This window comes from Aquiflexum sp. TKW24L (assembly GCF_023502205.1).
In the GTDB taxonomy this organism is placed as follows: domain Bacteria; phylum Bacteroidota; class Bacteroidia; order Cytophagales; family Cyclobacteriaceae; genus Cognataquiflexum.
On record NZ_JAMFLG010000028.1, the window covers coordinates 1 to 12,647 of the forward strand.

11 protein-coding genes are annotated in these 12,647 nt (G+C 40.3%); 3 read left to right on the forward strand and 8 right to left on the reverse strand.

The annotated features are described in order from the left end of the window. Positions 1–43: 43 nt before the first annotated feature. The 3 genes from M3O96_RS16230 to M3O96_RS16240 form a co-directional block, all read right to left on the reverse strand. On the reverse strand, positions 44–1,009 hold the full coding sequence (locus M3O96_RS16230) for a YpdA family putative bacillithiol disulfide reductase (protein ID WP_249722300.1): 966 nt from the start codon (positions 1,007–1,009) through the stop codon (positions 44–46). 90 nt (positions 1,010–1,099) lie between these two features. After that, a complete protein-coding gene (locus M3O96_RS16235; RefSeq protein WP_249722301.1) occupies positions 1,100–1,885 on the reverse strand; it encodes an NRDE family protein in 786 nt (261 codons plus the stop codon). 47 nt (positions 1,886–1,932) lie between these two features. Further along, a complete protein-coding gene (locus tag M3O96_RS16240; RefSeq protein WP_249722303.1) occupies positions 1,933–3,039 on the reverse strand; it encodes an alkene reductase in 1,107 nt (368 codons plus the stop codon). A gap of 259 nt (positions 3,040–3,298) precedes the next feature. Here M3O96_RS16240 and M3O96_RS16245 point away from each other — a divergent pair, with 259 nt between their 5' ends. Then, complete coding sequence (locus M3O96_RS16245) at positions 3,299–3,673, forward strand: BlaI/MecI/CopY family transcriptional regulator (protein ID WP_113924007.1); 375 nt, start codon at positions 3,299–3,301, stop codon at positions 3,671–3,673. Further along, entirely contained in the window at positions 3,673–5,748 is a 2,076-nt protein-coding gene (locus M3O96_RS16250) for a M56 family metallopeptidase (RefSeq protein WP_249722304.1), read from the forward strand. Before M3O96_RS16245 ends, M3O96_RS16250 begins: the two co-directional genes overlap by 1 nt. Before the next feature lie 311 nt (positions 5,749–6,059). On the opposite strand, the gene ppk2 is transcribed toward M3O96_RS16250, so the two are convergent. Next, entirely contained in the window at positions 6,060–7,199 is a 1,140-nt protein-coding gene (gene ppk2, locus M3O96_RS16255) for a polyphosphate kinase 2 (protein ID WP_249722305.1), read from the reverse strand. Between the two features lie 829 nt (positions 7,200–8,028). Here ppk2 and M3O96_RS16260 point away from each other — a divergent pair. Then, on the forward strand, positions 8,029–8,865 hold the full coding sequence (locus M3O96_RS16260; RefSeq protein WP_249722306.1) for a bacteriorhodopsin: 837 nt from the start codon (positions 8,029–8,031) through the stop codon (positions 8,863–8,865). A 197-nt stretch (positions 8,866–9,062) separates the two neighbouring features. Here M3O96_RS16260 and M3O96_RS16265 read toward each other — a convergent pair whose 3' ends face one another. The 4 genes from M3O96_RS16265 to M3O96_RS16280 form a co-directional block, all read right to left on the reverse strand. Continuing rightward, complete coding sequence (locus M3O96_RS16265; RefSeq protein WP_249722307.1) at positions 9,063–9,689, reverse strand: hypothetical protein; 627 nt, start codon at positions 9,687–9,689, stop codon at positions 9,063–9,065. A 168-nt stretch (positions 9,690–9,857) separates the two neighbouring features. Further along, complete coding sequence (locus M3O96_RS16270; protein WP_249722308.1) at positions 9,858–10,340, reverse strand: hypothetical protein; 483 nt, start codon at positions 10,338–10,340, stop codon at positions 9,858–9,860. Between the two features lie 162 nt (positions 10,341–10,502). Then, entirely contained in the window at positions 10,503–11,108 is a 606-nt protein-coding gene (locus M3O96_RS16275) for a hypothetical protein (protein WP_249722309.1), read from the reverse strand. A 116-nt stretch (positions 11,109–11,224) separates the two neighbouring features. Continuing rightward, positions 11,225–12,595 (reverse strand): tyrosine-type recombinase/integrase, encoded by a 1,371-nt coding sequence (locus M3O96_RS16280; protein WP_249722310.1) that lies wholly within the window; start codon positions 12,593–12,595, stop codon positions 11,225–11,227. Positions 12,596–12,647: the final 52 nt, after the last annotated feature.

The following is a 12,647-nucleotide window of genomic DNA, read 5'->3' on the forward strand; positions in this document are numbered from 1 at the left end:
CCCAACTTCCCACCTCTTACCTCTCACCTTCCTCCCTCTACCTTCACCCTTTCCCCACAATATCCTTCACAATCTGCTCGGCATGCACGATGGAGTTTTCGATAAAAAATTCACGGGTATTGAGCCCACCGCAAACTACGCCTGCAAGGTAAACCCCATTCACATTTGATTCCTGATTGGCTTGGTCGTAGCAAGGTTGGCGCTTGTCGTCGAGACTGAGCTTTATACCTAATTGGTCCAACAGAGCGAAGTTGGGTCTGTAACCTGTCATCGCCAAGACAAAATCGTTTTCCACGGTTACTTCCCCCTCAGGAGTGTTGAGCACGACGTCCCTCTCCCGGATTTCTTTGACTGTCGAATGGGTAAAGGCTTTGATCGAACCTTCTTTGATCCTGTTCTCGATATCCGGCTTGACCCAATATTTTACATTGGGGTCAATACCCTCCTCTTTCAGCACCATGGTGACCTCAGCGCCTTTTCTCCAAGTTTCGAGGGCGACATCCACAGCAGAGTTTGCAGCGCCGACAACAATGATTTTCTGGCCGATGTAGGGCCAAGGTTCTTTGTAATAATGCGTCACTTTGGGAAGGTCTTCGCCGGGCACTTTCATCAGATTTGGCAAATCGTAAAATCCCGTAGAAAGGATGATGTTTTTGGTATGGTATTTTGCCTTGGAGGTATTGATTTCAAAAACACCCTCTGCTTTGGACACTGTTTTGACTTCCTCGTACAGGTTGATTTTCAGTTTCCAGGTTTTTGCTACCCTGCGGTAATACTCCAAAGCTTCTGTTCTCGTGGGTTTATGGGCGATGGACATAAAAGGGATGCCACCCATTTCTAGTTTTTCGGAAGTCGAAAAAAATGTCATGTTTAGCGGGTAATTGAAGAGGGAATTGGTCAGTACGCCCTTATCGACGATGAGGTATTTCAGCCCCGCTTTTTCACATTCTATCCCGCATGCCAACCCTATCGGGCCGCCGCCGACTACAAAAACATCCAATAATTCCATTTCAAAAAGATTTAAATTTTCTTAAGTGTTAATTGAAGGCTAATGATAATCCTTCTATCCGATTTCATGCTCCTCGATGAGTGCAACAAATTAGCCAATATTCTGTTCGCGGACTTCGTCCATGTGGAACTGAACCTGATTTTCCTCTGACCGGTTTTCTGCCTGAAAATACCGGACTTCCTTGATCTCTACTTCGCCTGAATGCTTCCAAAGCAACACCGTGGTATTGATCGTGCCGTAGTAATTGCCCACGTTAATAAATTGGGAAGAAAGCAATCGCTCCTGCTCTAAGGTCGCCCCGGTAACTGGCAAAAACCTGTCCGGTTCGATTTCCCTTGACAGCAAAACCTCCCTCAACCCATCCGGATCTATTTCATTCCTGTCGATTTTGGTGTGGAGCTTTTCTTTTGCCTTGACAAGTTTTGCCCAAGGAGTTTCCAATAGTGCATTGCTAAGGCCATACAATCCATTTTCCAGTTTGAAGATGCCTTCTTTTTTGTTGGATAGGTAGAACAATTCATCACCCGATCCCACCAAAAGATTAAAGCCATCATATTGGTCTTTCTCTTTTTCGATTTCTTGCAAGTATTCTAAGGGAACCATATTTCCTTCCAAAAAATCTTTAACCAAATTCCCCCTTGATTTTGCATCTGGTTTGAGGTTTTTGAGATCCCGGTGATTGGTCAGCGTAGCAAACCGGCCATTTGGGTGCAATCCCAACCAAGTTCCCCCTGCTTTAAGGTCTTTTCCTGCATAGAATCCTTGTTCCCAAAGATGGATCGAAGCCGTCGGTCGCTCAAAAAACTCATCCCTGTTGGCTACCAGGATAAATTTATACTCGGGGTGGTTGTTCCAGTTGAAAGCTAATAAACACATGGCCGCAAAGTAATAAAAAGGCCGAAATAACTCGGCCTTTTTAGGAATTAAACCAGCTCCTTAGGCTGTAAGGAAGGATAATCTGTATATCCTTTTTTGCCCGGAGTGTAGAACGTGTCGGTGTCCCAATCTGCCAATGGAGCATTTTGCTCAAACCTTTCGGCAAGGTCTGGATTGGAAATGAAGAGTTTGGCATAAGCTACAGCATCGGCATGGCCTTCTTCGATGACTTTATTTCCTTTTTCTTGGTCAAAAGAAGAATTGATAATAATCGTGCCTTTGTAAATCGGTCTGTATCGTTTTGCAATTTCTTTTTCGGCAAAAGGAATCTTAGAGACATCCGTGAAAGGCTCTGACAAATGCAGGTAAGCCAAATCGTAATCGTTGAGTCTTTTGATGATATAATCGAAAGTAGGGATAGTATCCTCATCCATCGTCATTCCAAAAACGCCATTCAGGGAAGGATTCAACCTGAGTCCAATTCTGTTTTCAGGCATTACTTCTTTGATCGCATCGATCACTTCAAACAGTATCCTCGCTTTGTTTTCGATGGTTCCACCGTATTGGTCGGTTCTCACATTGGAGGTACCATTGAAGAATTGGTGAAAAAGATAGCCATTGGAAGAGTGAATTTCGACGCCATCAAAACCTGCGTCCATGGCATTTATTGCTGCATTTTTGAAATCAAGAACGGTTTGCTTGATTTCTTCCAATGTCATTTCTTTTGGAGTGACAGTTTCTTTGAATCCTTCGAAAGTGTATGATTTTTCATTTGGATTGAGGGCTGAAGCCGAAAGCGGAAGTTCACCGTGATGAAAATCAGGATGTGACATCCTGCCTACATGCCACAATTGGATAAAAATAACGCCATCATTTTCGTGAACAGCGGAAGTGGTTTTTTCCCATCCTTCTACTTGTTCCGGGGAATAAATCCCCGGGGTATTGATATAGCCGACGGCGATTTTGGATACCTGCGAACCTTCAGTAATCAACAATCCCGCAGAGGCTCTTTGCGAATAGTATGTGGCATGGAGTTCTGTTGGGATGTTTCCCGGATTGTCGGCCCTGCTTCTGGTCATCGGCGCCATGACGATCCTGTTTTTCAACGTCAGGTCACCCAATTGTAATTTTTCTAAAAGTGGTTGTGTACTCATCGTGTTTTAATTTTGTTGGTTTAAATCAGTGTATAGACAACTAATTGTATTCAGGGATGGTTCAGCCATTCGGGGAATATAAAAAAGACCTGCCTTCAGTCAGTTTGGAGCCTTGTTTGGAAGAAAATTCGACTAGATGCAAAACCGGAGCTGAATTTTTAACTTCCTTTAAGACTGATCTACGGAAAAAGTCGTACAAAAAATTTGCATTACGATTCTCTTCGTATAACTTTGTACGAAAGCAATCGTATTAACCGCTATGCAAGCTAAACCAACTGAATCCGAACTTGAAATTTTGTCCCTGCTCTGGCCCATGGAGCAGGCAACCGTGAGGGAAATCCACGAGAAACTAGCCGAAACCAAAGACACCGGCTACACCACCACCCTCAAGACCATGCAGATCATGCATGCCAAAGGCCTCCTCCGCAGGGATGAGCAAAACCGTACCCACATTTACTTTCCGGCGGTAGACGAGACCGTCACTCAAAAAAACCTGGTGACCAATTTTATGGCCACAGCATTTGGCGGCTCTGCCAAAAACCTGGTGATGCAGGCTCTCGGACAGGGCAATCCCTCCAAGGAGGAATTAGATGAAATTCGCGCTTTCTTGGACCAATTGGAAAATGAACAATAATGGAAACTTTGTCCACTTTTATCGCTGAACCCTATTTACTTGGCCTCGGCTGGATGATCGTCCATGCCCTTTGGCAGATTGCAGGCGTTGGTCTGATGCTGTGGCTGGCGCTTCAGGTTTTTGGCAAAAAATCCGCCGCTTTCAAATACAGGCTTAGCATTTCAGCACTTGCTCTGATTACAGTTTTGGCTTTGGGAACTTTCATTTATTCCATTCCACCGTCACTTCCAGTCCCATCCGGAGCCATTCCCCATACTTCCCAAATCGAGCATTTGACCCAACCCATCTCCAACCACCTGATAGATGCGCCCTCCGATTGGATGATCGTATCGAGACGGATAGAAAATTGGATTCCGACATTGGTTCAGGTTTGGTTTTTGGGAGCCATGCTTTTTTTGGTAAGGTTGGCTACCTCGCTTGCCGACATCCGCAACCTCCGGCAAAAGCAACATGACACGGTAGCATCTGTTTGGCAGCAGGTATTGGATAAGCAGCTCACATCGCTCCAAATGTCCAAACCTGTACAGCTGCTGAAAAGCATCCACGTAGACGTCCCGATGACTTATGGAGTTTGGAAGCCGGTGATTCTCATTCCTGCAGGTCTTTTCTTTCAGCTTTCACCTTTGCAGCTCGAGGCAATCATCGCCCACGAACTCGCTCACATCAAGCGGCACGATTACTTGGTCAATTTGGTACAATCTATTTTGGAAGTGGTGTTCTTTTTCCATCCCATATTTTGGTGGATCAATAAAACAGCCAAAGAACAGCGTGAAAATGCCTGCGATGACCTTGCGATCAGCATGGGGATTTCTCCCAAAGACCTGGCATTTGGCCTTGCCAATGTACTGAACCATGCGAAAAACCCGACACCGGATATCGCCATGGCTGCCGCCAAACCCAACAACCCAACCCTAGACCGCATCAAAAGAATAATGGGAGTCAAAACTTCCTCAACACAACCAACTACTATAACCAGCATGACCATGATGATCACACTTTTGCTTGGCGCCACCCTGATGGTCGGTGCGAGCGACAAGCCGTCCAAGGAGTCCTTTGAAGAACTGACGGCTACCGAAATCAACACAAATACCATTGAAGGTAATTGGATTGGCGCATACGCCTATCCTTCCAAAGACACCATTCCGCCAAAAGGCCCGGTCATTATTGAAATGGATTGGGACAAAATGACTCCGGAGCAAAAGGAGAAATTTAAAAAAGAAATGGAAGGGCTCAAAGATTTGGGTTTGTTCTTCAAAGACATAAAGCCTGTATTTCTGGAAATGCCTGAATTCAACATGATGTTCAAGGACTTTCCTGTGGTACCTTTTGCCTTTGAAGCCATGCCGATGTTTCAGATGGAATTAAATATGGCTCCGATGCCTCCTATGAATTTTGGTATGCCGGGAATTCCTGAACTGAATATGGACGATATGCCTGTAATGGATTTTGACATTGCCCCATTCATGGCTTTTCCGGACTCGGCATTATATATAGAAATCCCTTCGGATATATATTTCCCTTCTGACTCTGCACGCGTGTATAATTTCACCTACCGTTACAAGTACGATTTTGATACCACCAAGATGTCCAAGGCAGAAATCCAAAAGAAGAGGGCGGAGATGAGTGCCAAAATGGCTGAGGCTGATAAAAAGCGTGCAGCTGCAATGGAAAAATGGAACGAGGCAAACAAAGAAAAGCTAGCCGAATGGCAGAAAAAGCAAGAGGAATGGGAAAAGGAATTTGCCCCAAAAGTGAAGGAATTTGAATCCAAAATGATGGAATGGGAGAAAGCCAATCGACCTAAGATAGAGGAATTTGAGAAAAAAATGGAGGAATGGGAAAGAGCAAACGCTCCAAAGATGGAAGAGTACGAGCTAAAAATGAAGGCTTGGGAGAAAGAAAACCAACCCAAAATGGATGAATTCCAAAAGAAGATGGAAATCTGGGAAAAAGAGAATAAGGTGAAGATGGAAGAGTTTCAAAGAAAAATGGAACTCTGGCAAAATGAACATCAGGAGGTGTTGAAAGAGATCCAAAAAACCATTCAGGAATCAACAAAAAAAGGGGACAATTAGTCTCCTTTTTTTTTCTGACTTTCCGGGATATTTTTCAAATGTTTTATTATAAACTTTAGACTTTTTCCAATGAATTAGGGCTGGGGGTTTAAAGTCTCTTTTAAATTTATTATTTTTTTTAAGGTGCGGTCTTGCCTATATCTGTTTGCAGCTTCTGGAAGTCGGCAATTTCCTAGACGAAAACTGCCTGCCGGCACTGAATCCCGCAGGTGCGGTACAGTAAGCTTTAATTAACCAGCGAACCGCCAATTTCTTGTTTTTACCGGCTGTTATTAGTAATACAACATGATTTATTATTGAATAGCTAACAATCAAGTTACTTCATTCGACCGCTTTTCACCTTTTTCATAAATCACATTCGAACGTCCTACAATTAATGAATCCAATTTTCCAATGTTGTTCACGTCTCTATCACTGTATGTAAATCTATTTAAAACAAACCTCATCGTGTTGAGTCTGGCTCGTTTTTTACAGTTTGATTTAATCACAATCCATGGAGCATCTGAGGTGTCTGAATAGAAAAACATTTTTTCTTTAGCATCAGTATAATCATCCCATTTGTTCAATGAAGCTTTATCAATTGGTGATAATTTCCATTGTTTCAGTGGATGATTTTCCCTGTCTTTAAATCTTCTCTTTTGTTCATCTCTACTCACAGAAAACCAAAATTTAAATAGATATATTCCACTCCGTATTAAGTTGCGTTCCAATTCCGGAACTTCACGCATAAACTCCAAATATTCTTCATCATCACAAAATCCCATTACTTTTTCTACTCCTGCTCTGTTGTACCAGGAGCGGTCGAATAACACAATTTCTCCTTTAGAGGGAAAATGTTTAATATACCTCTGAAAATACCATTGCCCTTTTTCCTCATCCGTTGGCTTCTCTAAAGCAACAACTCTTGCCCCCCTCGGATTAAGATGTTCCATCAAGCGCTTTATTGTTCCTCCCTTTCCGGCGGCATCTCTTCCTTCAAATAATATCACAACTCTGGAACCGGTTTCTTTGACCCATGATTGAAGTTTTAATAATTCTACCTGTAGTTTATATTTTTGTTTCTCGTAATTTTTTCTGGACATCAGATATTCATAGGGATATCCGCCTTGATGCCAAAGTTTTGACAAAACCTCATCAGGATGTTTCTGAACCTGATTATTTTCCAATTCGTCTCTTAGTAGTCTTAAGACCTCTTTTTTATCTTCCTCAGAGAATTTTTCCAGATAGTCTTTTAAAGACCTTTTCTTATTGTTAGACTTCCCGAAAATATCTTCAATGGCAGCCACTTCCTTTTCAAGCTTGGCTTCATGTATCACTTCAATAGTGTTGTCTTGAATCTGTTTAGGGGTTTTCCCTTTGATAACGTCTCCAGTTGAAACTTTTTTTGGCCTTGCTAAAGTGGACTTGGTTTTTGGAGGACTGGTCTCTTTTATGGTTATTTTCTTTTCCATATTTCTTCTTAAAATATTGTTTCTGTGATCCCTAGTAAACTTTCAAAATATACAACCCGAACCAATTAATAAAAATGATATTAGTCATCTTTAAAAGGGTATTGCGAAGTAAGAATAAGGATTTTGTTGTATTATATTTTTCTGTAAAGTTTGTCTAAAGCTGATTGCCACCAACGTTCAGAAAACGTCATGCCGAAGCTAGAATCTAACTCAGAAGATGAGTATGTGACTGTACAAGACTTTATCCTGCTTAGTAGAAAGCTAATTTGTGTGCCTTGAATGGGGAATAAAGGCCAAAAAGATGACCGTTCCAACGGGCGAAATGCGATAAGCGAAAAGGAAAAACTGTATTTCAATTTCAGGTGATTCAACACAATCCTGACCACTACTACCACACTGGTACGCCTGAGAAGAAATGAATATGAACTGGTGCATTCTTACCACCTCAAAACCATCTTAACCCCTCATTCATGCTGGCGCAACTTACAATCCACTGAACAGCCATTTTGACGCCCCTTTTCGCTATTTGATTTGTTGTTACTGCTCCATTAAATGATGGTCTAGATTTTATTGGTGCCAAGTTTTTTTTATGCTGTAGTTCGTGTCTCACAAAATACCTGAGGTTCGAGGGACACAGGCCCACAGGGGGAAGCATGGTATCTTGCTGAAAGTGAGATTTATATAAAAACCTGCAATGAAAGTATAAGATAATTAAAAGTAATAGGTCTTACTTTTATCCAAATACTAAAAAATTAATATTTGATCACACTATATCATTGTAATTGTATTGATTTACACTGCTGTGATGGTTATACAAAGTTCTATAATTATGAATGAATTAGGCAACGCAAATTTTGAAAACTACATCGGAATCAATCAAGGGTTTTCTGAAATGGGCTATCAGATAGTCGCACAGGTACTTACTTTAGGGTATGCAGTAATGTTGGCAGCATTATTTTACTTTATACTTACCATAAAATCTGTATCTCCTAAGTACAGGATTTCGGCTGTTTTATCTGTCGTGGTTATGGTATCGGCTTTTTTGCTTTTATATGTGCAAGCTAATAATTGGACAAGCAGTTTTGTGTTTGATAAAGAACAAGGAAAATACTTTTTGGGCAATGGTAAAGACTTGTTTAACAATGGCTACAGGTATCTTAACTGGTTAATAGATGTGCCAATGTTGCTTTTTCAGATACTTTTTGTAGTCAGTCTTACGAAATCAAATTTTAATAGCATAAGAAATCAATTTTGGTTTTCGGGGTCAGCCATGATCATTACCGGCTATATAGGTCAATTTTATGAGGTGACTGATTTTACTGCTTTTGCTATTTGGGGTGCTGTATCCACCGTTTTTTTCTTCCATATTTTATTTTTAATGAGAAAGGTAATCAGTGAAGGTAAAGAAGGAATTCCTCTCAAAGCTCAAAAAATGTTGGGTGGGATATGGACATTATTTGTCATCTCTTGGCTTTTGTATCCCGGTGCATACCTGATGCCTCATTTATTTGGCATTGAAGGAGGACTTTTCAACGAATCCGGAGTCGTAGCCCGCCAAATAACTTATACAGTGGCGGATGTATGTTCTAAGGTAATTTATGGTGTAATGCTTGCAAATGTCGCTCAGATATTAAGTAAGGAAGAAGCTTACGTAGAAGCAGCGTAAATTCTAAATAATGGGGACAACTCCCAATCTAGTGAACCGTCGCATAAGAGCTCTTTAGGAAGCTTTCGGGATCGCCGCGTGATAGGCGAATGGTGGTCATTTTAGACAGGAATCATAGTGGTTCGGGAAAATAGGTAACTGAGGGGGTTGATGAAATAAACAAAAATCGCTTAGGAATACCATTGATGCGATGTAAATCATTTTGGATTAAGTTGTTCCTCTTTCCAATTGTTGTAAAAAATCGCAACCTCTTCCGGTGTTGTAATTTTTTTTCCATCGATGAGCTCCATTAACGGAGGAGAATCACTAAAGTAATCTGAAAATAAATTTCGTTTCAATCCAAATAAACCTTGAGTTGCCCGCACCATTACGAGTTCATCCTTCTTCAAGAAAAAAGGTACTGAACGAATCCATAAATCATCGTCAACAAAGTACTCCAGATAAATGCTCAAATGCCCTTCTTCCTGCAATTCAAAAATTTTGTACTCATTCCCAGCATGAATCGTATACATTTCTTTAAATAAAGCATTATTCCGTTGCACCCGCCAACTTACGAATTGACGGGTCCCCATTGAATACCCTAAAATTTTACTTGGGGGATATTTTTTAGTGAGAGCTTTACCGGTTGGTTTTATCCTCACACGGTCCAATAATTTATCCCTAAATCCATGTTTAATGTTTGCCACCTCACCGTGAAGGATTGTTCCATTTTTCAACGTAACAGAGCCTTGCTTAAAATCGAATTGGTGCTTAATTGTCTGTCCGCTTACTTGATTGAAAAGTAATATCAAACCGAAAAGCAAAAAAGTTATTTTTCTGTTCATTGTCGTAACTTTAGCATTAGTGGAAACGGTCCTGGTATAGCCACAGTAGCGGAAATGCGGGCTTCGTCACTTTCCGCCGAGACAAAAACCCAAGCGGAGCAGCGAACCTAAAACTACCACCAAGCCCCGCTATTGTGGCTATACCATGTTGTGCGGTCGGCTTTTTATCTATCTTGATTTTCGTTGTTCGTATTCACTTAAAAGTCTATTTAATTTTTCAATTTTTTCGCTGTCATTTGGCTCACTTTGGCAAAGTTGGCCAACCATTTTATTAATGTCATAAAATTGATTGTCCGTTGTGATTTTGCCTTTTTCAATTACTTTGTCAACTCGATGGAAAAAGGATTTAAAAATATCAATGTCGTAGTTGGTTTTCTCTTGCAGATACTTGTTGAATTTTAAATCTCCTGTTTCCACTTGCATTTCTGTCAAGTCACGAAACCACTGTTTTAGTCTGGTTAATCTACCTTTTTGAAAATGTTCTTCGGTCTGTGATTTAATTCCTTTGAAATGTTCTGCGGAATCAAAGTCTTCCGTTTTGATTTGCATTATCTGGTTGTCAAGATAGTAGTCAATTGTCGTCAATACCAAGTCCCTATACTTTTCAAGTTCGGCTTGTTTTTCGTCTTTATTGAGTTTGTTATCTGTCATGTGTCGTCTTTTAAGCTGCCGCACAACGTGATTCAGCTTGGAGACGGCGGGCATTCGGAGCCGAATCCTCCAAGCTTAATCCAAACTTCTTAAAGGTACTGATTTTCATAGTTACTCGGTGCCGCCCGCTGTATCCAAGGTGATGTTACAGCCAGTAGTTCCTTATTTCCAATAATGGCTCCATCTAATTCGAAAGGTTTGGTCTCCAAAGAAAAGTTTTAGTTTTGATTTGGTTTTTTCATCCTCCCAAATTGCTTCTCTTGAATAAACTTCTACTCCATTTTCATTTATAATTTTTTGTAATTCCTTATCCTCGATCATAGGTAAGGACAGCAATTCAATTAAATCTTCTTTTATTTTTTGATAAGCTGAATCATACTGTGTTAATTTATCACTTTCCAATTTCCATAAGTTTTGTTTTTCTTGGTAACTGCTAAACCTTTCATGCTCCCAACTATAGCTTACATATTGTAGGATTGAATCTTCACTTGTGAAAAAATATTCCGCATATAATGGGATAAATTTTCCCTCCCTTTTTACAATCAATGGGAGATCTAAATCAAGTTCATCAGCTTTGGGAAATACGCTTGAAGACAGAAAAACCTTTTGTTCTATAATTTCAATGTTATTGTTTAATGTTTTTTCAAACTTTACAACTTCATCTATTTTAGATTGATTGATCCAAAAATTATTTCGATTTGGTTTAAAATCACAACCTAGGATCGTAATAAAGATTATGATTATAAGTAATTTTTCTGGTGTCTGCATTTTTTTCCTATTGGCTGTAACGTTTTGCTTTATTCAATTATAGGGGAAAGCATTCCAATTCAGCATGCTTTCCACAATATTGTGGAAAGAAATCCTATAAAACTAAAGGATTTTGATTATAAATCTAAACCATCCAACGGACTTTTTATCTGGTCAAAACCCTTTGTGGTGATATGGGTATATATTTGAGTTGTTTTTGGGCTTTCGTGTCCCAATAGACTTTGTATATATCTTAAGTCAGTTCCTCTTTCCAACAAATGGGTTGCAAAGGAATGTCTTAAAGTATGTACGGTTACATTTTTTGCTATTCCCGCATCTTTTACCGCCTTACTTAAAATCGCCGAAATACTGGTTGTTGAATATCTCACAGGTATTTCTTTGGTACTTCCCTGTCCCTCAAATAAATATTCAAATGGCCTATTCTCTTTTATGTACCTCCTTAATATTTCCAAGGTCCTTTGTGACAGAATTGTATACCTGTCTTTCTTCCCCTTTGCCTGTTCTACCCGTATCTGCATACGATTGGAATCTATATCTTTGATTTTTAGATTTACAAGTTCACCTATTCTTAGGCCTGCAGAATAAATAGTCATCAGAATGGCTACGTGTTTAAGATTTTTTGTTACTCTCAAAATTTTTATTACTTCTTCTTCACTCAATACCGTGGGCAATGTTTTTTCTCTGATAGGCCGATCTACATGGTAGTACTTGCGCTCTCCACCTCTTACTTTTTCAAAGTAAAACTTGATGGCATTGATAGCCTGATTCTGATGAGAACTCGAGACTTTTCTATCCATCACTAAATATCTTGAAAATTCCATAACCTCTTTTTCCCCCAAGTCTTCCATTGTTGATTTTGAAAAATAATTAATAAACTCTTCAAACAAGGGTACATAAGCTTTAATCGTCCCTTCACTATACCTCCTTTCCTCCAGTTTATGCACGTACTCCTCAGGGCATTTTCTGTAATTGGGGATGTCATAGGCAGAAATTTTGGCCACCACCTCAGTCTTTTTTTCTTCCTCTTCAAAAACCATAACCAAACCAAGTTCCCCGATCTTTCTTTTCACCTCTTCCAAAAACTGCTCTGAATAGGGAATTGTCCACCACTTGTTTTTTAGATCCCATTGGTAGTAGGGGATAGATTTTATCGTTTTGGTCAGCGTAGCATTGTATCCAAAAATCAGTTTAAGCCGTCCAGATCGGGTTTTGATAACCAATACCTGGTTTTTGTCAATCTTCCTTGATTGCTCGGAGGAATCAGAAGTGATAGACTCATGTCGGATGACAGGTCCAAGCCTTTCCCCAAAATGCTGTTGAATCCGCTCGAGGTTGCCGGGATAATGCGGGATCTCCCAAAAATATCCCTCCCGATTCCACTTGGAGTACCTGAGGGTCAGGATAAACTTTACATCAGCATCATTTTTGGGCATCTTCAGGATGATCTTTTTTCCGATTATTTCTGCTTGGATAGGTTTTGGTTCCATGAGACTAAAAGTTACAGGTTAGTTTCGGTCCGGCTTCCGGAGAAGCAGGATA

Bases quoted from the DNA above. Each gene is read 5' to 3' on its own strand.
- M3O96_RS16260 (WP_249722306.1), top strand. From the start codon at position 8,029: ATGAATGAATTAGGCAACGCAAATTTTGAAAACTACATCGGAATCAAT.
- M3O96_RS16270 (WP_249722308.1), bottom strand. From the start codon at position 10,340: ATGACAGATAACAAACTCAATAAAGACGAAAAACAAGCCGAACTTGAA.
- M3O96_RS16280 (WP_249722310.1), bottom strand. From the start codon at position 12,595: ATGGAACCAAAACCTATCCAAGCAGAAATAATCGGAAAAAAGATCATC.
- M3O96_RS16250 (WP_249722304.1), top strand. From the start codon at position 3,673: ATGGAAACTTTGTCCACTTTTATCGCTGAACCCTATTTACTTGGCCTC.
- ppk2 (WP_249722305.1), bottom strand. From the start codon at position 7,199: ATGGAAAAGAAAATAACCATAAAAGAGACCAGTCCTCCAAAAACCAAG.
- M3O96_RS16230 (WP_249722300.1), bottom strand. From the start codon at position 1,009: ATGGAATTATTGGATGTTTTTGTAGTCGGCGGCGGCCCGATAGGGTTG.
- M3O96_RS16240 (WP_249722303.1), bottom strand. From the start codon at position 3,039: ATGAGTACACAACCACTTTTAGAAAAATTACAATTGGGTGACCTGACG.
- M3O96_RS16275 (WP_249722309.1), bottom strand. From the start codon at position 11,108: ATGCAGACACCAGAAAAATTACTTATAATCATAATCTTTATTACGATC.
- M3O96_RS16245 (WP_113924007.1), top strand. From the start codon at position 3,299: ATGCAAGCTAAACCAACTGAATCCGAACTTGAAATTTTGTCCCTGCTC.
- M3O96_RS16235 (WP_249722301.1), bottom strand. From the start codon at position 1,885: ATGTGTTTATTAGCTTTCAACTGGAACAACCACCCCGAGTATAAATTT.
- M3O96_RS16265 (WP_249722307.1), bottom strand. From the start codon at position 9,689: ATGAACAGAAAAATAACTTTTTTGCTTTTCGGTTTGATATTACTTTTC.